Source organism: Roseivivax halotolerans (assembly GCF_900115815.1).
GTDB classification, from domain to species: domain Bacteria; phylum Pseudomonadota; class Alphaproteobacteria; order Rhodobacterales; family Rhodobacteraceae; genus Roseivivax; species Roseivivax halotolerans.
On the sequence record NZ_FOXV01000003.1, the window covers coordinates 97,819 to 118,605 of the forward strand.

General features: G+C 64.5%; 23 protein-coding genes. 11 read left to right on the plus strand and 12 right to left on the minus strand.

Annotation, left to right across the window (positions count from 1 at the left end):
* Positions 1 to 104 precede the first annotated feature (104 nt).
* From BM171_RS05485 to BM171_RS05505, 5 genes are all read left to right on the plus strand, one after another.
* Positions 105 to 443: a P-II family nitrogen regulator gene (locus BM171_RS05485; RefSeq protein ID WP_093009831.1), complete on the plus strand. Its 339-nt coding sequence runs from the start codon at positions 105 to 107 to the stop codon at positions 441 to 443.
* Between the two features lie 47 nt (positions 444 to 490).
* Complete coding sequence (gene glnA / locus BM171_RS05490; protein ID WP_093009832.1) at positions 491 to 1,897, plus strand: type I glutamate--ammonia ligase; 1,407 nt, start codon at positions 491 to 493, stop codon at positions 1,895 to 1,897.
* A 310-nt stretch (positions 1,898 to 2,207) separates the two neighbouring features.
* A complete protein-coding gene (locus tag BM171_RS05495; RefSeq protein WP_093009833.1) occupies positions 2,208 to 2,987 on the plus strand; it encodes a hypothetical protein in 780 nt (259 codons plus the stop codon).
* Positions 2,988 to 3,072: 85 nt separating this feature from the next.
* Positions 3,073 to 3,894 (plus strand): lytic murein transglycosylase, encoded by an 822-nt coding sequence (locus BM171_RS05500; protein ID WP_093009834.1) that lies wholly within the window; start codon positions 3,073 to 3,075, stop codon positions 3,892 to 3,894.
* 137 nt (positions 3,895 to 4,031) lie between these two features.
* Positions 4,032 to 4,865, plus strand: coding sequence for a hypothetical protein (locus BM171_RS05505; protein WP_093009835.1), 834 nt, complete (start codon positions 4,032 to 4,034; stop codon positions 4,863 to 4,865).
* On the opposite strand, the gene BM171_RS05510 is transcribed toward BM171_RS05505, so the two are convergent.
* The 3 genes from BM171_RS05510 to BM171_RS05520 all read right to left on the minus strand — a co-directional run bounded on the left by BM171_RS05510 (position 4,862) and on the right by BM171_RS05520 (position 6,812).
* Entirely contained in the window at positions 4,862 to 5,656 is a 795-nt protein-coding gene (locus BM171_RS05510) for a heme-dependent oxidative N-demethylase family protein (protein WP_245760190.1), read from the minus strand. The two genes, BM171_RS05505 and BM171_RS05510, sit on opposite strands and share 4 nt — an antisense overlap.
* Before the next feature lie 11 nt (positions 5,657 to 5,667).
* Positions 5,668 to 6,273 carry a biotin transporter BioY gene (locus BM171_RS05515; protein ID WP_093009836.1) on the minus strand — a complete coding sequence of 202 codons (606 nt, stop codon included), beginning with the start codon at positions 6,271 to 6,273 and terminating at the stop codon, positions 5,668 to 5,670.
* Between the two features lie 74 nt (positions 6,274 to 6,347).
* Complete coding sequence (locus tag BM171_RS05520; RefSeq protein ID WP_245760191.1) at positions 6,348 to 6,812, minus strand: DUF6314 family protein; 465 nt, start codon at positions 6,810 to 6,812, stop codon at positions 6,348 to 6,350.
* Positions 6,813 to 6,897: 85 nt separating this feature from the next.
* Between BM171_RS05520 and purB the strand changes: the two genes are divergently transcribed.
* From purB to BM171_RS05540, 4 genes are all read left to right on the plus strand, one after another.
* Positions 6,898 to 8,205, plus strand: a complete 1,308-nt coding sequence (gene purB, locus BM171_RS05525; RefSeq protein WP_093009837.1) for an adenylosuccinate lyase — start codon at positions 6,898 to 6,900, stop codon at positions 8,203 to 8,205.
* 72 nt (positions 8,206 to 8,277) lie between these two features.
* A complete protein-coding gene (locus tag BM171_RS05530; protein WP_093009838.1) occupies positions 8,278 to 8,430 on the plus strand; it encodes an adenylosuccinate lyase in 153 nt (50 codons plus the stop codon).
* A 144-nt stretch (positions 8,431 to 8,574) separates the two neighbouring features.
* Positions 8,575 to 9,645 (plus strand): flagellar motor switch protein FliG, encoded by a 1,071-nt coding sequence (locus tag BM171_RS05535; RefSeq protein ID WP_342741987.1) that lies wholly within the window; start codon positions 8,575 to 8,577, stop codon positions 9,643 to 9,645.
* 59 nt (positions 9,646 to 9,704) lie between these two features.
* Positions 9,705 to 10,670 carry a lysophospholipid acyltransferase family protein gene (locus tag BM171_RS05540; RefSeq protein WP_093009839.1) on the plus strand — a complete coding sequence of 322 codons (966 nt, stop codon included), beginning with the start codon at positions 9,705 to 9,707 and terminating at the stop codon, positions 10,668 to 10,670.
* Positions 10,671 to 10,689: 19 nt separating this feature from the next.
* On the opposite strand, the gene BM171_RS05545 is transcribed toward BM171_RS05540, so the two are convergent.
* A complete protein-coding gene (locus BM171_RS05545) occupies positions 10,690 to 11,310 on the minus strand; it encodes a DUF1223 domain-containing protein (protein WP_245760192.1) in 621 nt (206 codons plus the stop codon).
* Positions 11,311 to 11,614: 304 nt separating this feature from the next.
* Here BM171_RS05545 and acnA point away from each other — a divergent pair, with 304 nt between their 5' ends.
* Positions 11,615 to 14,404 carry an aconitate hydratase AcnA gene (gene acnA / locus BM171_RS05550; protein WP_093009841.1) on the plus strand — a complete coding sequence of 930 codons (2,790 nt, stop codon included), beginning with the start codon at positions 11,615 to 11,617 and terminating at the stop codon, positions 14,402 to 14,404.
* Between the two features lie 192 nt (positions 14,405 to 14,596).
* Positions 14,597 to 14,767, plus strand: a complete 171-nt coding sequence (locus BM171_RS18870; protein ID WP_175497496.1) for a hypothetical protein — start codon at positions 14,597 to 14,599, stop codon at positions 14,765 to 14,767.
* Positions 14,768 to 14,797: 30 nt separating this feature from the next.
* On the opposite strand, the gene BM171_RS05555 is transcribed toward BM171_RS18870, so the two are convergent.
* The 8 genes from BM171_RS05555 to secD all read right to left on the minus strand — a co-directional run bounded on the left by BM171_RS05555 (position 14,798) and on the right by secD (position 20,757).
* Complete coding sequence (locus BM171_RS05555; RefSeq protein ID WP_245760193.1) at positions 14,798 to 15,340, minus strand: DsbE family thiol:disulfide interchange protein; 543 nt, start codon at positions 15,338 to 15,340, stop codon at positions 14,798 to 14,800.
* The gene (ccmD, locus tag BM171_RS05560; protein ID WP_093009843.1) at positions 15,333 to 15,479 is read right to left on the minus strand and encodes a heme exporter protein CcmD; all 147 of its coding nucleotides are present in this window, start codon (positions 15,477 to 15,479) and stop codon (positions 15,333 to 15,335) included. Before ccmD ends, BM171_RS05555 begins: the two co-directional genes overlap by 8 nt.
* Positions 15,479 to 16,207: a heme ABC transporter permease gene (locus tag BM171_RS05565; protein WP_093009844.1), complete on the minus strand. Its 729-nt coding sequence runs from the start codon at positions 16,205 to 16,207 to the stop codon at positions 15,479 to 15,481. The genes ccmD and BM171_RS05565 overlap by 1 nt, the downstream gene beginning before the upstream one ends.
* 65 nt (positions 16,208 to 16,272) lie before the next feature.
* The gene (gene ccmB, locus BM171_RS05570) at positions 16,273 to 16,929 is read right to left on the minus strand and encodes a heme exporter protein CcmB (protein WP_093009845.1); all 657 of its coding nucleotides are present in this window, start codon (positions 16,927 to 16,929) and stop codon (positions 16,273 to 16,275) included.
* Positions 16,926 to 17,534, minus strand: a complete 609-nt coding sequence (ccmA, locus tag BM171_RS05575; protein ID WP_093009846.1) for a heme ABC exporter ATP-binding protein CcmA — start codon at positions 17,532 to 17,534, stop codon at positions 16,926 to 16,928. Before ccmA ends, ccmB begins: the two co-directional genes overlap by 4 nt.
* A gap of 136 nt (positions 17,535 to 17,670) precedes the next feature.
* Entirely contained in the window at positions 17,671 to 18,024 is a 354-nt protein-coding gene (locus BM171_RS05580; protein WP_093009847.1) for an Mth938-like domain-containing protein, read from the minus strand.
* Positions 18,025 to 18,110: 86 nt separating this feature from the next.
* Positions 18,111 to 19,082 (minus strand): protein translocase subunit SecF, encoded by a 972-nt coding sequence (gene secF / locus BM171_RS05585; RefSeq protein ID WP_093009848.1) that lies wholly within the window; start codon positions 19,080 to 19,082, stop codon positions 18,111 to 18,113.
* A 13-nt stretch (positions 19,083 to 19,095) separates the two neighbouring features.
* Entirely contained in the window at positions 19,096 to 20,757 is a 1,662-nt protein-coding gene (secD, locus tag BM171_RS05590) for a protein translocase subunit SecD (protein ID WP_093009849.1), read from the minus strand.
* Positions 20,758 to 20,787: the final 30 nt, after the last annotated feature.

A 20,787-nucleotide genomic window follows, 5' to 3' on the forward strand; every position in this document is an offset into this window, starting at 1 on the left:
TCACTGCAACCTTTCCGGCTTGCCGCTTTTCTCGGCACTTGCAATTGTCCCTCTTCGGGGGACGTGGTCTGCAGCGTTCCAAACGGCATGTGAGGAGGCAAGGCATGAAAAAGATCGAGGCGATCATTAAGCCTTTCAAGCTCGACGAGGTGAAGGAAGCGCTCCAGGAAGCTGGCGTGCAGGGCCTTTCGGTCGTCGAGGTGAAGGGTTTCGGACGCCAGAAGGGCCATACGGAACTCTATCGCGGCGCTGAATATGTCGTCGACTTCCTGCCGAAGGTGAAAATCGAAGTTGTGCTCGACGACGACCAGGTCGACGGCGCGATCGAGGCGATCGTCGCGGCGGCCAAGACCGACAAGATCGGCGACGGCAAGATCTTCGTCAGCCCCGTCGAGCAGGCCATCCGTATTCGGACCGGAGAGACCGGCGCTGACGCGCTGTAATCCGTAACAGTCAAGACCAGACCCAGATCAGAAAGGGACATTCGGGAATGAGCAAAGACAGCGTTCTCAAGACGATGAAGGATGAGGATGTCGAGTACGTCGATATCCGCTTCACCGATCCGCGCGGCAAGCTGCAGCACGTCACAATCATGGCCGACCAGGTCGATGAGGACTTCCTCGAGGAAGGCTTCATGTTCGACGGCTCGTCCATCGCCGGCTGGAAGTCGATCGAAGCGTCCGACATGAAACTGATGCCCGATACCGCATCGGCCTATATCGATCCGTTCTACGCCGAAAAGACCCTGTGCATGCACTGCACCGTGGTCGAGCCCGACACCGGCGAGCCTTACGACCGCGATCCGCGCGGCACCGCCGAGAAGGCCGAAGCCTACCTGAAGTCTTCCGGCATCGGCGATGTTTCCTACTGGGGCCCCGAGGCTGAATTCTTCATCTTCGACAACGTCCGCTACTCCAACTCGATCAACAAGGTGTCCTACGAGGTCGACGCGCTCGACGCGTCCTGGAACACCGACAGCGAATACGAGATGGGCAACATGGGCCACCGCCCCGGCGTCAAGGGCGGCTACTTCCCGGTGAACCCGATCGACCACGGCCAGGACATCCGCTCCGAGATGCTCTCGACCATGAAGCGCATGGGCATGAAGGTCGACAAGCACCACCACGAAGTGGCGTCCTGCCAGCACGAGCTCGGCCTCATCTTCGGCACGCTCACCGAGCAGGCCGACCACCTGCAGAAATACAAGTACGTCATCCACAACGTGGCGGACGCGTATGGCAAGTCGGCGACCTTCATGCCGAAGCCGATCTATGGCGACAACGGCACGGGCATGCACTGCAACATGTCGATCTGGAAGGACGGCAAGCCGCTCTTCGCAGGCGACAAATATGCAGACCTGTCGCAGGAAGCGCTCTGGTTCATCGGCGGCATCCTGAAGCACGCCAAGACGCTGAACGCCTTCACCAACCCGTCCACGAACTCCTACAAGCGCCTGATCCCCGGCTTCGAAGCCCCGGTCCTGCGCGCCTATTCGGCCCGCAACCGTTCGGGCTGCGTGCGGATCCCGTGGACGGAAAGCCCGAAGGCCAAGCGCGTCGAGGCCCGCTTCCCCGATCCGTCGGCAAACCCCTACCTGTGCTTTGCCGCACTCCTGATGGCCGGTCTCGACGGCATCAAGAACAAGATCGATCCGGGCGAGGCGATGGACAAGAACCTCTACGATCTGCCGGCCGAGGAGCTCGAGGGCATTCCGACTGTCTGCGGCAGCCTCCGCGAGGCGCTCGACTGCCTGAAGGCCGATCACGAGTTCCTGCTCGCAGGCGACGTGTTCACCAAAGACCAGATCGAAGGCTATATCGACCTGAAGATGGAAGAGCTCGAACTCTACGAGCACACCCCGCACCCGGTCGAATTCCAGCTCTACTACAGCTGCTGATCCGGCACAGCCGAACGATTGCGAAAGGGGCGCCTTCACGGCGCCCCTTTTCTTTTGGATCGCGAGTCGTCCGCCGCCTCAGGATCACCGCAATCTGAAAGTAGGCATGGCCGTGAGAACACCCTGTCGGTCCGTATTTCAGACCGGATTGCGGCAGGCTGATCGACTGTGACGCGATCTTGGCGCGTCTGCTGCAGGCTTGCCGCAAATCGCCGAATGTGCCTTGAAAAGACCCGATAAGAACCAGATTTGGACCGCGATTGGCCCGTGGCTTTTGAGGAAAGAAAAAAGCCCACCTCGGAGTTAAGCCATGCTGTCCCGGTCCAAAATCGTCTACGCTCCTTCCGCCGCGCCATCGCTCGAGACGCTCGAAACCGTTTTGTCGATATTCGCAGCACAACAGGGGCTTGCGATGACGGGGGTCGAGCGCGACTCCGATGGACTGACCTGCCAGGCCGGGAATTATACACTCTCGGTGAAGGTTCTGCGGACCGCAAACGAGACGCTTGTCGCGCTGAGCGCCGAGCGGGGCACCAAGGCGGCCAGACCCGTCCAGAAGCGTCTTGCGGCACTGACCGCGATCCTGCTGCACAACACGCACGCCGACGCCGTCATCTGGCTCGATACGGAGCTGCGGCTGCCCTGCGATGCGTTTCTCGACGCCGTTGCGCCTGCAACCCCAGCCCCGTCAGAATTCGCACCTCGACGCGTGGCGGCGCGGCGCCTCGCGACGCGGCCCCGCCCAAGCGCTTGCAACGCGGTGGACGCACCGGGCGTCACGCGCCTCGACGCGCATGTGCACGCATACGAGGCACATCTGCGGGCGCATCTGCGCGCCGATCCCACGAAGGAGGAGATGGAAGAACTCCGCGTTGCGCGCCGTGCCGGCTCCACCGGAATGCGCGTGTCGACCTGGGCCATGTCCCTCGCCGTTGCCACGGTATCACTACCGGTCGCGGCGCCGCTTATCGTCAGCAATGTCGTCCGCGGAGAAGATTTCCGCACGGCCTCCCTTGCGATGGGTCTGGCCGGTTTCTTTGTCGCCCTCGATACGACCGGCACGATGACGGAGATCGTGACCAACCTGTAATGCCGTCAAAAGGTAACTTTGCCCCCCGCCCTTTTCCCGCTACCGTCGCGCTTATGACCAAATCATTTCGAGCACGGGGGTTCTGATGCCGCGACGTTTTTCAACTTATATTCTGGCTTTGTCGCTGGGCCTGGCAGCAACGGCTGGTTCGGCTGCAAGCTGCATCACCAGCCAGGGCCAGTTCGGCGCGTACAAGCAGGGCCTCGGCCAACAAGCGTCGGCGCAGGGCGTGGGGCAACGCGGCATGCAGGCGCTGCAATCGGCGCAGCTCTCGGGCATCACATGGCGCTTCGAGTCCAATCCGAGCAGCCAGAGCGGCGTCTCTTACGGCGATCCTGCGGAATTTCTCGCCAAGCGCTCGGGAAGCTCCGCGCAGGCTTTCATCAACAGCGTTCAGAACCGCGTTGCGCGCAATGCCAACCTCTTCGCCTCGATCGAGCGCAGCTACGGCGTGCCGGGCAGCGTTCTCGCGACGATCTGGGGCCTTGAGACCAGCTTCGGCGGCTATCTCGGTGGAACCTCGATCGTAGACGGCGCGGTGACCCTTGCCTCCTATTGCCGACGCCATCCCCGCTTCGAGGACGATGCCATCGCGGCGCTTCAACTCGTTGATCGCGGCGTCATCACCTCCGGCACGCAAGGCGGACCGTCGGGCGAACTCGGCCATATGCAATTCCTGGCCGGCAACTGGATGCGCTATGGCGTCGATGCCAATGGCGACGGTCGCGCGGATCCCTACAACGCGACCGACGCGCTGGCCTCCGCGGCGAACATGCTGCGCCAGAATGGCTGGCAGCCAGGCCAGCCCTTTGGTCAGGGCACGCGCAATTTCAGCGTCCTCTCGGCCTGGAACGACAGTGGTAATTACCAGCGCGCCATCGCCTATGCCGCCGAGCGTGTGAACTAAACCGCAAGGCACGCGGGTGGGCGCTGGCGCGGCCACCCTGCTCCAAAAAAGCCCAAAACTGCACGGGTCTCGCCCTAGTTTGACCCAACTGGCTTCGTACCCTTCGGGACATTCAGAAACACGAAGCTGGTCCGAGAATGAGCCTCCCCGTTCGTCCCTACGCCGCCCTGGCCCTTGCCCGCACGAATTCGCTCGAGGTCGAGCGGTTCCTGCGCGTCGTGGCCCAGAGCCTCAGCCGGTTCGATGCCGATGGCGGCGCCAAGCCGCGCGCGTCGATCAAGCACGGCGCGGTGGCGGGCGAGACGATTATCGTGAAGGTCACGACCGACGTGACGCCCAAGGAAGGCACGCGGGTCGTCTTCCGGATCGCGCCGAGGCCGAACACCAAGAAGATGTCGCTCGACCGGAACATCGAGGTGCTGTCCGACATCGTCATGCGCGCGCTGCAGCGGGTCGATGCGCGTCACGTCGAATGGCTGGACGAGCGTACCAAGCTCTCGCCCGAGGAATTCCAGGTCTCCTGCTCCTACGTCTCGCCCAAACGTGCTCGCCGCGAGATGGTGGAAGCGCCGATCACCGAACGCTCGGTCGAGGCGATCGAAGAGAGCCTGGCCAAGATGTTCAACGACATCCCCCCTGTGGCCGAGCCGGGCCACGGAAAGGAGCGGGCCGAGCGGGTCGCCAGGGCCCGCGCAGAGGCGCAGAAGACGCTCGCCGACCGCGTGCCGAAGGCTTACGCCGACTGGCAGAACGACGACGAGGATACAGGCACGGCATCGCGCACGGAGACCGCCGGGCAAGAGCCGGACGCCGCGACCGAACCGCCGTCCCGGCAAGCTGGTCTGGGCCGCCTCGTCCGCGCGTTGATGCCGCGCCGGACCACCGCACATGTCATCGCCTTGGGGGGCGTGGCGCTGGTCTTCTGGAAGCACGGCCTGTTCGATCCACTCCTGAGGATCGTCGGCAGCTAGGCACCGCGCGGCACGTCGGCCTCGCTCAGAACGTAGGTGTGGATCGAGAAGATGACCGCACGCGTCTCGGGCAAGCGCCGCATGACCTGCCTCTCGGTTCGAAAGTAAGGCGCACCCTCGGCCTCCCATTTTGGCCGTCTATCGGGCACGAAAGGCTGGTGCAGCCGCGGATCATGGTGCCAGAGCGTGTTGAAACGCCAGATGGGCCGCTCGACCTGCAATCCGTCGAAAAGGCGCTGCACCCGGCGCGCAACGTCGCCGTCGTATTCAGGCACAGGCTCATGGATCGCGATGAGCGGACGGAGGAACTTGTCGGCCAGCCGCCAGCGCGCCGGGAAACAGAGGCTCGCAGCCGACAACACATGCTCCTCTCCCGATTTCTCAAGGATACAGAGGTCTTCCTGCACAAGCCGGCAAAGCGTGCCCATCGGATCGTGCGCCTCCACCCGGACGGCCACGCCATCGGGGCGCGTCACCACGTCCTCGGTGACGTCGAACTCTTCCGGCAATTCAGCGAGGACCGTGTTCAGCAGCTCTTCGGCGGCCGGGCGCGCGGTCTCATCCATCGCGATGACCGTATCGCGCCATTCGGAGGCAAGCCGGTCGCGAAGGGCCATCTGCGCGCCGTAAGCCTCATCCGCGATAAGCCAGGGCGCATCGCCGAGGGGCCTTGTGCCCGGCAGTCGGTGCCCTGCCCCGGGATCGTAGGGCAGCCTGCACTGAAGGATCGGGCCATCTTCCTCCATGAAAAACGGCGCACGGGTCTCCCCGCGCGCCGCGCCGTCGTTCATCGGTGTATCGCTCACCCGCGCGCGCGGCCGACCGCTTTCCACGCGAGCGGAAGGACCACGGCCGCCAGTGCCAGCTTCAGGCCATCGCCGAGGAGGAACGGCCAGAGACCCCATGCGAGGATCGGCTCGTTCCAGCCATAGAGCACGCCGAGCCAGAGCAGGCCGGGGACGTAGATGATGACGTTGCCGAGCAACATCGCTCCGGCCATCTTGGGCGCGGTGCGGTCCCACCCGGCGCGGGCTGCGGCGCCCAGGAGAAGCGTCGCCAGAACGTAGCCGACCAGATAGCCGCCGGTGCTGCCGGTCATGTAGGCAAGCCCGTTGAGTTCGGCGGTCGAGCTCTGGAACACGTCGAAACCGAGCGCGCCGATCAGCATGTAGCCCATGATGGTCGTCAGCCCGAGACGCGGGCCGTAGGCGGCAGCGATCGAGAGAACCGCGAACGTGCCCATGTTGATCGCGACCGGCGATCCTGGCACGGGCACCTTGACCTTGGCGAGGATGGCGAAGGCGAGGATGCCGACAACGACTAGTGCCGCCTGCTTGACGCGCAGTGCTGCGCCCTCGGTGGCTCCGAACGTCTCGACCAGCACATTGCGGCTCAGCGTCTCATTCATCGGGGATCTCCCTTGTCCAGCGTATCTTTGAAAACTTCATGCCGTCTGCGCCGCTTGCGTGCAAGGGCTTAGCGTCACTCGCTCCCTTTCGCCCGCACGAAGAGCGTGTCCATCCGGTAATCCTTGCGCGGTCCCCGCACCTCCCAGACCGCGCCCCAGACGGGCCAATCGGCAAGGTCGTAGATCACTTGGTAACGGTCGGGCGCGCAATCGTGCAGATCCGACGGCTGCGGCTCGGACAGGTCCATCAGGTGAAACGGACGGCCGTCGTCGAAGAAAATCTCAACGCCGCGCGGATGCGCGGTCCAGAGATAGCGCCGTGTGCCCGTGATCGGCTTCTGACCTGGCAAAGACAGCGTGATTTCCTCATCATAGATCAGTCCCTCGCCATCTCGCACGAGGTTGACGCTGCCCTGCCCTTGGGAAAGCTGTCCCAGCGTGCGGTCGAGGATCTTGCGGCGGAACCGCCAGCATCCCTCGAAATCGAAGAGGTGTCGAGGCGGCCCGGCCGAAGGCCGAGGCGACGGGTTGGCGCGCAAACGGGCTCCCTTCCCTTGTCGATGCTGCACCTGCAGTCTATGACCGCTCGCGAGCCCGTTACAAGTCAGGAAAGGCTGACCTCCCATGATCCCTCGCTATTCCCGCCCCGACATGGTCGCGATTTGGGCACCCGAGACGAAATTCCGCATCTGGTACGAGATCGAGGCCCATGCCTGCGATGCCCAGGCGGAGCTCGGCGTGATCCCCAAGGCCAATGCCGAGGCGGTCTGGAAGGCGGATGGCGTGGCGTTCGACGTCGCCCGGATCGACGAGATCGAAGCGGTCACCAAGCATGACGTCATCGCGTTTCTGACGCACCTGTCGGAGATCGTTGGCGCCGACGAGGCACGCTTCGTGCACCAGGGCATGACCTCCTCGGACGTGCTGGATACCACGTTCAACATTCAGCTGGTTCGGGCCGCCGACATCCTCATTGCGGATCTCGAGAAGCTGCTCGCCGCGCTCAAGACACGCGCCTTCGAGCACAAGGACACCGTCCGCATCGGCCGCTCCCACGGCATCCATGCGGAGCCGACCACGATGGGCCTCACCTTCGCACGGTTCTACGCCGAGATGGACCGCAACCTCGCCCGCATGAAGACCGCTCGCGAAGAGGTCGCCACGGGCGCGATCTCGGGCGCGGTCGGCACGTTCGCCAATATCGATCCCGCGGTTGAGGTGCATGTCTGCGAGAAACTGGGCCTCAAGCCCGAGCCGATCTCGACGCAGGTCATCCCGCGCGACCGCCACGCCGCCTTCTTCGCGGCGATGGGCGTTGTGGCCAGCTCCATCGAGAACGTCGCGACCGAAATCCGCCACATGCAGCGCACCGAGGTGCTGGAAGCCGAAGAATTCTTCTCCAAGGGGCAGAAAGGCTCCTCGGCGATGCCGCACAAGCGCAACCCGGTCCTGACCGAGAACCTCACCGGCCTCGCGCGGCTGGTGCGGATGGCTGTGATCCCCGCGATGGAGAACGTGGCGCTCTGGCACGAGCGCGACATTTCGCATTCCTCGGTGGAGCGGAATATCGGCCCCGATACGACCGTCACGCTTGATTTCGCGCTGGCCCGTCTGACCTCGGTTGTTGAAAATTTGGTCGTCTACCCAGAAACGATGCTCAGGAACCTGCACAAGTTCAAAGGGCTCGTCATGTCCCAGCGGGTGCTTCTGGCCTTGACCCAAGCCGGCGTCAGCCGCGAGGATTCCTATCGCCTCGTGCAGCGCAATGCCATGAAGGTATGGGAAGAAGGCGCTGATTTCAAAGAGGAACTCCTCAAGGACGACGAGGTGCGGGCGGCGCTGAGCGAGGCCGAGATCGAAGAGAAATTCGACCTTGGCTATCACACCAAGCATGTCGACACGATCTTCACCCGCGTCTTCGGCGAGGCCTGACCCCGCGCGCCTGTGACTTTGACGCAAGGTAAAGCCGTGCTAGCCTTCCTTCATCCAAAAGGAGGTTTGACGATGATCAAGACTGCTCTTGCCGCCGCGTTTCTCACGGTTGCGTCGACGCTTTCCGCTTTCGCGGCCTGCGGCTATAGCGATGCCCGCATGACCTGCGCTGACGGGATGATCTACGACTCCGAGACGGGCAGCTGTCAGGTCGTGACAGGCTGATCCCGATCCAGCGATAGACATATGGGGGCGGCCCGTCAGGGGCCGCCTTTTTTCTATTCAGGTCCGGGCGTTGGTCAGCCTTCCTTAACCGAGCGCGCGATAGTGAGGGTGGCACCGATATCCGCAAAGGATCCGCCTGCCCCGATGTCCCAGATCGCGCCCTTCACGCCTCAATCTGCGTTCGACGCTCCCGATCCCGGTGCCGCGCGGATGCCGGCGCGGCTCAGCCGGAAGGCCAAGGCCGCGATCATCGTGCAGTTCATCCTGAACGAAGGGACGGACATTCCGCTCTCCTCGCTGCCCGAAACGCTGCAATCGGAACTCACGCTGCAACTCGGCGCGATGCGCTACATCGATCGCACCACGCTCGATTCGGTCATCGCCGAATTCGCGGACGAGCTGGACGCGGTCGGCATGTCCTTTCCGGGAAACATGAGCCGTGCGCTGACTGCTCTCGACGGCCGCATTTCGTCCCGGACCGCCGCGCGCTTACGCAAGGAAAGCGGCGTGCGCCGTACCGGCGATCCGTGGGAGATCATCAGCGCGGAGAAAGCCGAGACGCTTGCCGAACTCGTCGAAACCGAAAGTATCGAGGTGGCGGCAGTGATGCTCAGCCGAATCGAGGTCGCCCGCGCCGCGGAGGTGCTGGCGCTCATTCCGGGTGCCCGCGCCCGCCGAATCACACATGCGGTGTCCAAGACAGCGGGCGTGACGCCCGACACGGTGGATCGGATCGGCCTCAGCCTCGCCGCGCAACTCGACGCCCGCCCGCCGCACGCCTTCGACCGCAAACCCGAGGAGCGGCTGGGCAGCATCCTGAACTTCTCGCGCGCCGAAACCCGCAACGAAGTGCTGACAAATCTCGAGGAGGCGGACCAGGACTTTGCCGAACAGGTACGCCGCAAGATCTTCACGTTCGAGAACATCGCCGAACGTCTTGCCCCGGAGGATGCCCCCAAGATTACCCGCGATGTCGAAAACGACGTGCTTGCGCGCGCTTTCGGTGGCGCGATGGGCGAGGCGGAGAACCGGACGGTGGATTTCGTGCTCGCGAACCTCTCGACGCGCATGGCCGCCACGCTGCGCGAGGAAGCGGCCGAGGTTGCCTCCACGCCCCGCAGCGAGGTCGAGGCCGCCCAGAACGCCGTGGTCGCCGCCATCCGGGAAATGGAGGCGTCGGGCGAGATCCGGCTTCGCGCACCCGGTCCGGGCTGACCTTGCCGCGCCGCCCCCGCGCCCCTAAGACGGGCGCGGAGAGGCAGACAGGCGGATGGATGACGCGCAAAGAAGAGCCAAACTCGACCGAGGCCGAAGCCGAGGAGCTTGCGGGAAGCCGGATCGACTGGGTGACCGATATCGTCCTGCGCGCGCTGATCCGCCTCGCATTGACGCTTCCGCTACGGATGCGTCTGTCGCTCATGGGCGGACTCATCTCTCGCGTGGTCGCGCCTTTGGCCGGATACCGAGCCCGCGCCGAGGCCAATCTTGCCTATACATGGCCCGACATGACCGAGGATCGACGCCGCGCCATTGCCCGCGCGGTCTCGGACAATGCCGGGCGCACGATGATCGAGAATTACGACGTTCTCGGCCTTCGCGACAGGATGGCCGGCAGCCCGCTTCTGGGTGAGGGCGTCACGGAATTGGAGGCGGCCCGCCAAGAGGGCCGACCGGTCCTGTTCGTCACCGGCCACTTCGGCAATTTCGAAGCCCCGCGCGCCGCGCTTGTCGCGCGGGGCTACCAGATCGGCGGGCTCTATCGTCCGATGTCGAATCCGTTCTTCAACGCGCATTACGCACAGAACATGCATGCGCTATCGGGGCCGGTCTTCGAACAGGGCCGGCGTGGCACGATGGGCCTTGTGAAGCACATCCGCCAAGGCGGCATGGGCGTCCTGCTCTTCGATGTCTACGACAGCTCCGGCGCGAAGATCGATTTCCTGGGAAAGCCCGCGCCGACCCTGACTTCGGCGGCGGAAATCGCGCTTCGGACCAATGCGCTGCTCATGCCGTTCTTCGGCATTCGCCGCAACGACGGCGTGAGCTTCGATTGCATCTTCGAGCCGTCTATTCCGCACGGCGATCCGGTTGAGATGACCCGTGAGATGACGCGCCGCCTCGAGGCGCGGATCGAGAATGATCCGGCGCAATGGTTCTGGATCCATCGCCGCTGGAAGCCAAGACGTCAGGAGAAGAAAGCCCGAAAGCGCGCTCGCGAGGCGTCTCAGAAAGCCGAGTGAGCCGCGCCGCCACGGACGTCTATTTCAGGCGCGCCGCTGACAGGATCGGACCGTAATCGGGCTCTTGGGCGAGGACAACGATCGGCAGATCGCCCGACACCGGAACCTCGGTCGTCAGGGGTGAATCGCCGTCCCACCGAGCAACCACGTCCCAATCGGTCACGATGTGCGAATAGTCGAGATCACGCCCGGCATTCTCACCGCGTTCGACCGAAACCGTGTCGCCGGCGCGGTAGCGCACGACATGGATATCGACAGGCCCGACCGGCGCGTCCGACGAGAGCGCGATGCTGAGTGCGTCGCCGCTCCGAGCGAGGCGGATCGAGACCGGCGTCTCGATCCCCGCCTCCCGCGCCACGATGGCGGTCACGTCCTTGGCGCGATTGCCGACCACGTCGTGCGTGCCGTCGATGATCATCTGCGGCGTGTAGATCGATCGGCGCCCGGCGGCCTCGGCGTATCCCTTCTGGCGCGCGGTGAAGGCGGGATTGGCGAAGCTGTCCTTCCAGCCGATGTAATCCCAGTAATCGACATGCAGCGCGAGCGCGATGACGTTCTCATCCAGCGCCAGCTTGTTCAGCAGCGCATCCGCCGGCGGACAGGAGGAACAGCCCTGCGAGGTATAGAGTTCTATCACCACGGGAGCATCCTCCGCGTGAGCCGCTCCGGCCCAGAGGCACGCTCCGGCAAGGGCAGACGCCCGAATGAGACCTGAAACAGCCATGGAACCCCGCTTGTCCAAACCTCGAAAGATGTAGCCGCCCGCCCCTGAAATGAACAATCAACGAATTGCGAGAGGCTGCGAGAGCGCGTCACCGATGTCACGGCGGAAATTTGTGCACCATTGTATACATAAAACCGTGTGACACTCTTGATCGGCTCGGCGTGTTGATGCAGATACCACCCAAGCCCTCTTCTTTCACGTCACGTCATGGAGGCTTTTCATGCCCATTACCGTCGGCCAAGACAGCAACAAGACCCGCCAGACCCTCAAGGTTGGCGACCGCACCATCGCCTATTATTCGATCGCTGCCGCCGAGAAGGCGGGCCTCGGCGACTTTTCCAAGCTGCCGAAGTCTCTCCGGGTCGTCCTGGAAAACATGCTGCGCTACGAGGATGGCGTCACCGTCGATACCGACGATATCAAGGCATTCTCGGCCTGGGCCGAAGCCGGCGGCAAGTCCAAGCGCGAGCTCGCCTACCGCCCGGCGCGCGTTCTGATGCAGGACTTTACCGGCGTTCCGGCGGTCGTGGACCTTGCGGCGATGCGCGACGGGATCAAGGCGCTCGGCGGCGATCCGCAGAAGATCAACCCGCTGAACCCGGTCGATCTCGTAATCGACCACTCGGTTATGATCGACGAGTTCGGCAATCCCCGCGCCTTCCAGATGAACGTCGACCGCGAATACGAGCGCAACATCGAGCGCTACGAGTTTCTCAAGTGGGGCCAAGGCGCCTTCGCGAACTTCCGCGTCGTGCCGCCGGGCACCGGCATCTGTCACCAGGTGAACCTCGAATACCTCGCGCAGACAATCTGGACCGATGCGGACCAGAACGGCGAGGACGTGGCATATCCCGACACGCTTGTCGGCACCGACAGCCACACAACGATGGTGAACGGCGCGGCCGTCCTTGGCTGGGGCGTCGGCGGCATCGAGGCCGAGGCCGCGATGCTCGGGCAGCCGATCTCCATGCTGATCCCCGAAGTCGTGGGCTTCAAGCTCACCGGCGCGATGGTCGAAGGCACGACCGCGACCGACCTCGTGCTCAAGGTCTGCCAGATGCTCCGCGAGAAGGGCGTCGTCGGCAAGTTCGTCGAATTCTACGGCGACGGGCTCGACAACGTGACGCTTGCCGACCGGGCGACCATCGGCAACATGTCCCCCGAATTCGGGGCGACCTGCGCCTTCTTCCCGATCGACGACGAGACCCTGCGCTACCTGCGCCAGACCGGCCGGGATGAGGACCGCATCGCGCTCGTCGAAGCCTATGCCAAGGAACAGGGCATGTGGCGCGAGGCCGGCTCCGAGCCGATCTTCACCGATACGCTCGAACTCGACATGACCACCGTCAAGCCGGCGATCTCGGGCCCGAAGCGTCCGCAGGATCACGTCAATCTCGACGAGGCGGCAAAGACCTTCCACGACTACATCGCCGGTCAGCGGAACGGCAAGGATGCGAGCCCGCAGGAAGAAGTCCGCTGGGAAGGCGAAGGCGGCATGCCCGAACCGTCCGAGATTCCGGGCGATACAGGCAGCCACAAGCGCGGCTTCGTGAAGATGAAGGATATCGACGGCGAGGAGGTGGAATTCCAGCTTCATGACGGCTCTGTCGTCATTGCCTCGATCACGTCCTGCACCAACACGTCGAACCCCTACGTCATGATCGGCGCAGGTCTTGTCGCCAAGAAGGCGCGCGAACTCGGCCTCGACCGCAAGCCCTGGGTGAAGACCTCGCTGGCGCCGGGCAGCCAGGTCGTGTCCGCCTATCTCGAGGCATCGGGCCTGCAGGAGCATCTCGACGCCATCGGCTTCAACCTCGTCGGCTACGGCTGCACGACCTGCATCGGGAACTCCGGGCCGCTTGCACCGGAAATCTCCAAGTGCATCGCCGATAACGACCTGATCGCGACCAGCGTTCTGTCTGGCAACCGGAACTTCGAGGGCCGGATCAGCCCGGACGTGCGCGCCAACTACCTGGCCTCGCCGCCGCTCGTCGTCGCCTACGCGATCGCAGGCGACATGAATATCGACGTGGCGAACAGCCCGATCGGCCAGGACAAGGACGGCAACGACGTCTACCTCAAGGACATCTGGCCGAGCCAGGCGGAGATCGCCAAGCTCGTGGAAGAGACCGTCACGCGTGAGAGCTTCCAGGAGAAGTACGCGGACGTGTTCAAAGGCGACGAGAAGTGGCGCTCGGTCGAGACCACCGACGCGGAGACCTACGACTGGCCGTCCACGTCGACTTACGTGCAGAACCCGCCCTATTTCCAGGGCATGTCGAAAGAGCCGGGCGAGATCCACAATGTCGAAGGCGCGCGCGTTCTCGCGATCCTCGGCGACATGATCACCACCGACCACATCTCGCCTGCGGGCTCGTTCAAGGAAACGACCCCGGCCGGTCAATACCTCGTGGATCGCCAGGTCCCGCCGCGGGAGTTCAACTCCTACGGCTCGCGCCGCGGCAACCACGAAGTCATGATGCGCGGCACCTTCGCCAATATCCGCATCAAGAACGAGATGCTGGACGGCGTCGAGGGCGGCTACACGCTCGATCCCGACGGCAACCAGACCTCGATCTTCGACGCCGCGATGGCCTATCAGGATCAGGGCACGCCGCTCGTGATCTTCGGCGGTGAGCAATACGGTGCGGGCTCGTCCCGCGACTGGGCGGCCAAGGGCACGGCGCTTCTCGGTGTGAAAGCCGTGATCGCGGAAAGCTTCGAGCGGATTCACCGCTCCAACCTCGTCGGCTTCGGCGTGGTGCCTTTCGAGTTCACCGGCGGCGACACCCGCAGCTCGCTGGGCCTGACCGGCAAGGAAACGGTCTCGATCCACGGGCTCGAGGACGTGACGCCTGGCGCGGAGCTGCCCTGCAAGATCACGATGGAAGACGGCTCCGAGAAGGAGATCACCCTGAAGTGCCGGATCGATACGGCCATCGAGGTCGAATATGTCCGTCACGGCGGCGTCCTGCACTACGTGCTGCGGAACCTCGCCAAGGCGGCCTGACGTCGTCCATCTGCCTGTAACCTGGAGAAAGCCCTGCATTTGCAGGGCTTTTTTCGTCGCTCAACCGCGGCGCCGCCCGTGAAGTCGGGTCGCTGGCGGCTTTCCGCCCGTCGCGGTCTCGTGAGGCGCCAAATCCCCCCGCATGGGCTTACACCTTCCGCATCGTAACCCCGCATCAGAAGGGATCAGACGATGAAGGCAGGACGGACAGGCAGAACGGTCGTCACGATGATACAGGCCGCAGTGCTGGTGGCACTGACGGTCCTCGGGGCCTACGGGGCGAGCGACGGACACGCAGCGGCTTCGGACACGACATGCCTGCAGGACACGGAGGGGCGCTGCGCGCGCCCCTCCGACACCTGAAACCACGACAGACCGGGACAAAGGACCGGACTAGTCCTCGGCCAGCGCCGCCTCGAGTTCCGGCACGAACCGCTGCTCGTAATCCGATCCGACAAGAGGGCCAGTGAAGCGGAAGAGCACCTCGCCCTCTCCGCTGAGGATGAAGGTCTCGGGCGGCGCGGTGACGCCCCAGTCGATCGCGGTCCGCCCTTGAGGATCGTAGGCGACCGCCGCGAACGGATTCTCCTCGTCGGCGAGGTAGGTCAGTGCCGAATTGGCCTGATCCTTCATGTTGACGCCGATGATCGGCATCCCCTCGTCCTGCATCTCGAGGAGCATTGGATGCTCCACCCGGCAGGGCGGGCACCAGCTGGCCCAGAAGTTCACAAGCGTCACATCGCCCGACCGCAGAATCTCCGGCGTGACGCCCGGCAGATCGCCCAGCGTGGTCTCGGTGATGGCCGGCGCCTCTTGGCCGAGGCGCGTCGAGGGAAGAGAATCGGGATCGACCCGTTGCATGCCGACATAGGCGAGACCTGCGAACGCCGCGAAAATGACGGGCGGCAGGATCATCAAAGGCGAGATCTTAGCCACGGCGTCCCTCCACATCCGAAAGCTCGCGCCGCACCTTGCGGGCACGCATGACGCTGAACGCGACCAATGCCACGATCAAAACGAGGGAGACGGCGTAGGCCGACAGGACCGCATCTGCGTATTTTCCAAGATCCGGCATCACGCCATCCGCTCCCGCGCCAGAAGCGCCCGCATCCGCCGCGCCCGGATCTCGGTCTGGGTCCGCAGGAAGACAAGGGCGATAAAAAGAAGGACAAACCCCGCGATCGAAACAAGCAGCGGGAAGTAGAACACATCCGCCACGTTCTTTTCCTTGTCGAGGGACAGCGACGCGCCCTGGTGCAGTCCCTGGTTCCAGAAGTTGACCGCGTAGCGCGACAGAAGCGCGAAGACCGATCCGACGAGACAGAGAATCGAGGTGAGATCCGCCGCCGTGTCGTCATTCTCGATCGCCGCCCAGAGCGCCATGTAGCCGAGGTAGAACAAAAACAGGATCAGGAAGGAGGTCAGGCGCGGATCCCACGCCCAGTAGGTGCCCCACATGGGCTGCCCCCAGATCGCGCCCGTGGCCAGGGCAATTACCGTCATCGTCGCGCCGACCGGGGCCGCGGCACGAGCAGCGAGCGCGGAGACGTGGTGCCGCCGCACGATCCAGATCAGCGACGCCACCAGCATCATCAGCCAGCCATTGATCGCCATCAGCGCCGAGGGCACGTGCAGATAGATGATCTTCACGGTGGAGCCCTGCCGGAAATCGTCAGGCGTGAAAAAGAATCCCCAGATCAGACCGACCGCAAGACAGACCGCCGAAAGCCATGCCAGCCACGGCAGGACGCGGTCCGTCGTGCGGATGAACTTGACCGGATTAGCATATTCCCAAAGCGACATGAGCGTTCCTTAAGGCCTCGGACAGGCAGGGACAATTCACATGTGCTCGCGGGCGCGCGCAAGCGCTATCGCAGATTCACCCGAAGGACGGCCGCCGAGGCGAAGGGCAATAGCGCCAGCGTGCCGAAGGACAGCCCCGCCAGCATCAGGAGCGGCGTTTCCACCGCGAGTCCGTCGGCTCCGCGCCGCGCGACCTCGGCCCCGAAAATGAGCGTCGGCACGTAGAGCGGCAGCACCAGGAGCGACAAGAGAAGCCCGCCGCGCTTCAGGCCGACGGTCAAGGCTGCGCCGAACGTGCCGATCACCGACAAGGCGGGCGTGCCGATCAGAAGCGACAGGAACAGCCACAGATATCCCGGCGCGGGCAGGCTCAGGAGGAGACCCAGCGCCGGCGCGGCCAGCACCAGCGGCAAGCCGGTCGTCAGCCAATGGGCCAGCGCCTTGATCGTGACGATGCCTTCCATCGGAAGCGGCGCGGTCGCCAGAAGGTCGAGCGATCCGTCCTCCCAATCGAGTGCGAAGACCCGGTCCAGCGACAGAAGGCAGGCCAGAAGCGCACCGATCCAGAGGATGCCCGGCGCGATCTCGGTCAGAAGCGTCGTCTCCGGCCCAACGCCGAACGGTATCAGCGTCACGACGATGAGGAAGAAGGCAAGGCCGAGACCGAACCCGCCTCCGGCCCTGACGGCCAGTGCCAGATCGCGTGCGATCAGCGCCCTCACAGGAACGCCTCGTCTGCGCCAAGCTCCTCGGGCCGCGCCTTGAACGGCGTCACGTCGAGGCTGCGCGCCTCCGGCAAACCCAGATCGATATGCGTCGCCATGAGAGCCGCGCCGCCGCCAGCAAGATGCGTCTTCACCGCCCCCGCGAACAACGCGACCGAGGCTGCATCGAGCGACACGGTCGGCTCGTCCAGCACCCAGACCGGCCGTCCAGTGACGAGAAGCCGGGCCAGGCCGAGCCGCCGCTTCTGCCCCGCCGACAGGTTCCCGGCCAGCCGCGATTTGAGACCCAAGAGATCGAAGCCCTCGAGCGCGGCCTCGATCTTGCCCGTCCCGAAGACCGACGCCCAGAAGCCGAGATTTTCCTCCACGCTGAGCGCGGTCTTGATCCCGTCCTGATGCCCGGCATAGGCGATGCGGTCGGTGCCCTCGATTGTCCCCGACAGCGGCGGCTGAAGCCCCGCGATCGAGCGCAGGAGCGTTGTCTTCCCCGAGCCGTTCGGCCCGCGCAGAATGAGTGCCTCACCCGCCTGCAGAGCAAAGCTCACGCCGCTCAGAACCGGCAGGCCGCCACGCGCAACGGAAAGATCGGACACTGTCAACATGGCCCAAGACCTAGCCTGCCCCGCGCGGGAACGGAACCGCTCTCGCGCGCGGCCCTCTCTTTGGGTTGGCATAAATACCGGCGGGGGAGCGCGAGGGGGCAAAGGGCCCCCTCGCCCGCGCCACATCGCGCAAGGCTCAGACCGGAAGCACCGCCAGCGCCACCCGCCGGCCTTCGGAGAGAAGGACGTTGTAGGTCCGGCAGGCAGAGGGTGACGCCATCACCTCGACGCCCATACCCGCTTCTTCGAGAGCGTGCCGCAGGTCTTTCGGAATATGCGCCGTCTCGGGGCCGGTGCCGACAAAGAGAACGTCGATGTCGTCCGCCAGCGCCAGAAGCCGCGCACGATCCTCGAAGCCGCCCCAGGCCTCGGTGCCCTTGGGGCTGAGACAAAGCGGACCCTCTATCGCCTCCCCGCCGATCCGGAAGAAGCCCGGCCCGTAGCCGTCCACCGGCTGGGCGTCCGTGAAGGTTACCTCGTTCAGGCGCATGGCACGTATCCCCCTCGTGTCACCGTTCAAAAATATGACCCGGCGGGGCGTTCCGGCAAGCCGGGGCCCCTGCGGCATCTCGCGTCTCAGGCATCCACATTGGCAAATTGCGTGCCCGCACCGCCGTCGGTGGGTTTCTCCCAGTCGCGTTTCACGCCGAGTCGGTGCAGGAGCGCGGTCGCGACGAAGATCGACGAATAGGTGCCGACCAGCACGCCCCAGATCATCGCGAAGACGAAGCCCCGGATCACGTCACCGCCCAGGATGAAGAGCGCGATCAGCGCAAGAAGCGTCGTGACCGAGGTCATCAAGGTCCGGCTCAGCGTCTCGTTGATCGAGATGTTGAGCACCTCCTTCAGCGGCCGCTTCTTGTACTTGACGAGATTCTCTCGCACGCGGTCAAAGACCACGACCGTGTCGTTCAGCGAATAGCCGACGATGGTGAGAAGCGCGGCGATGATCGCGAGGTCGAACTGGATCCGCAACTCCGAGAAGATGCCGATGGTCAGCAGCACGTCATGGACGAGCGCGGCCACCGCGCCAAGGGCGAACTGCCATTCGAACCTCAGCCAGATATAGATCAGCACCGCCCCGATCGCGAGCAGCACCGCGATGATCGCGGTCTGGATAAGTTCTCCCGAGACCTTCGGCCCGACGCTCTCGACGGAGGTAAAGTTGATGTCGGGTGCCACGCTCTGGAGCGCGCTCTCGACCGCCTGGATCGTCTCGGGCGTCACCGATTCTGCATCGCCCTGCGGCGCGATCCGCACCATCGCGACATTCTCGTCCGGCCCGAAGCTCGGATCGAACACTTCCGAGATAACGATATCGCCGAGTTCAAGCTCCTGCATCGCCGCGCGATAAGCCGCAACGTCGACCGGCTCCGCACTCTCGGTGCGGATCGTCGTGCCGCCGCGGAAGTCGATGCCGAAATTGAGGCCCTGCAGGGCGAAGGACACGAAGGCGATGACCATCATCAGCCCCGAGATCCCGAGCCACAGCTTGGAGCGGGAGAAGAAGTCGACGGAGGTCTCTTCGGGAACGAGTTTCAGTCGCATGGGGCGGAACCTCTCAGACTGTGATGGTCTTCGGGCGCGTGCGCTCGAACCACATGGTGACGAAGAGCCGGGTCACGAAGATCGCCGTGAAAACCGAGGTGATGATGCCGAAACCGAGCGTCAGCGCGAAGCCCCGCACGGGCCCGGAGCCCATCGCGAAGAGGATGATCGCGGTGATGATCGTCGTGATATTGGCGTCGACGATGGCCGAAAGTGCCTTCTCATAGCCCCGTTCGATGGCGCGGGCCGGCCCGCGCGCGGTCTTCAGCTCCTCGCGGATCCGCTCGAAGATCAGAACGTTCGCATCGACCGCCATACCGACGGTCAGCACGATCCCGGCAATACCCGGCAGGGTCAGCGTTGCCCCGATCACCGACAGGATCCCGAAAAGGAGCGCCACGTTGATGATAAGCGCGATATTCGCGAAGAGGCCGAAGAGCCCGTAGCAGGCGAACATGAAGACGAGGACCAGCGCGAAGGCCACCATCGTGGCGATCTGCCCGGCCTCGATCGAGTCCTGGCCGAGCTCGGGCCCGATGGTGCGCTCCTCGAGGAAGGTCAGCCCCGCCGGTAGCGCGCCCGCGCGCAACAGGACCGCAAGCTGCGTCGATTCCTCAACGGTGAACTGCCCTGTGATGATGCCCGAGCCCCCGGGGATGTGGCTCTGGATCACCGGCGCCGAGATCACCTCGTTGTCGAGAACGATGGCGAAGGGATTGCCGATATTCTCTGCGGTGTATTCGCCGAAGGCCCGCGCGCCTTGCGCGTTGAAGCGGAAATTGACCGCCGGGTTGCCGTTCTGGTCGAAGGCGGGCTGAGCATCCACAAGCTCTTCGCCGGTCACGACAGGCGCGCGCTCGAGCTCGTAGAAGACGCCCTCATCGTCGAGCGCGGGCACGACCTCGTTGCCGATGCCGGGATCTGTGCTTTCGGCCACGCCGCGGCCGACGACCGGCTGGAAGGTCAGTTGCGCGGTTGTGCCGATGATGTCCTTAAGCTCCGCGGCGGAGCCGATGCCCGGCACCTGGATCAGGATGCGGTCTTCGCCCTGCCGCTGGATCGTGGGCTCGCGCGTGCCCACCTCGTCGATCCGTCGACGAATGATCTCGAGCGCCTGGCGCAAGGTGCGATCATCCGTGGCGCGCTGCTCGGCCTCCGAGAGACGCACGACAAGCGTGTCGCCCTCGCCCGAGACCTCGATGTCCGATGCACCTGCCGATGCGACCGAGGCCACCGGCTGTGCAAGCTCCCGCACCGCCGAGAGCGCTTGGCCCATGCCGTCCGGGTTGCCGAGCGTCACGCGCAATTCGCCCGGCGTGCCGTCCTGCAGGCGGATCGTGCCGACGCTATCCCGCAGAGGTCGCAGCGTGTCGCGGACCTCGGGCCAGAGCGCCTCGAGCCGCGCGTCATACACGTCCTCGACCTGGACCTCGGCAAGAAGATGCGCGCCGCCTCTCAGGTCGAGCCCGAGATTGATGATCGTCGAAGGCAGCCAGCTCGGCCACGCCCCGAGCGCGGCGGTGCGCTCTTCGGTCTCGCCCTCCCGCTCGATGGCGGTGGCCGCGTCGTTGTGCCGCTCCACCCGATCATAGAAAAGGTTGGGCGCGGCGAAGACGATCCCGAAGGCCACGACGAGCCAGATGAGGACGCGCTTCCAGGTGTCGATCTGCAGCATGTAGAGGGCCTTTTCGGGGCTACGGACGCG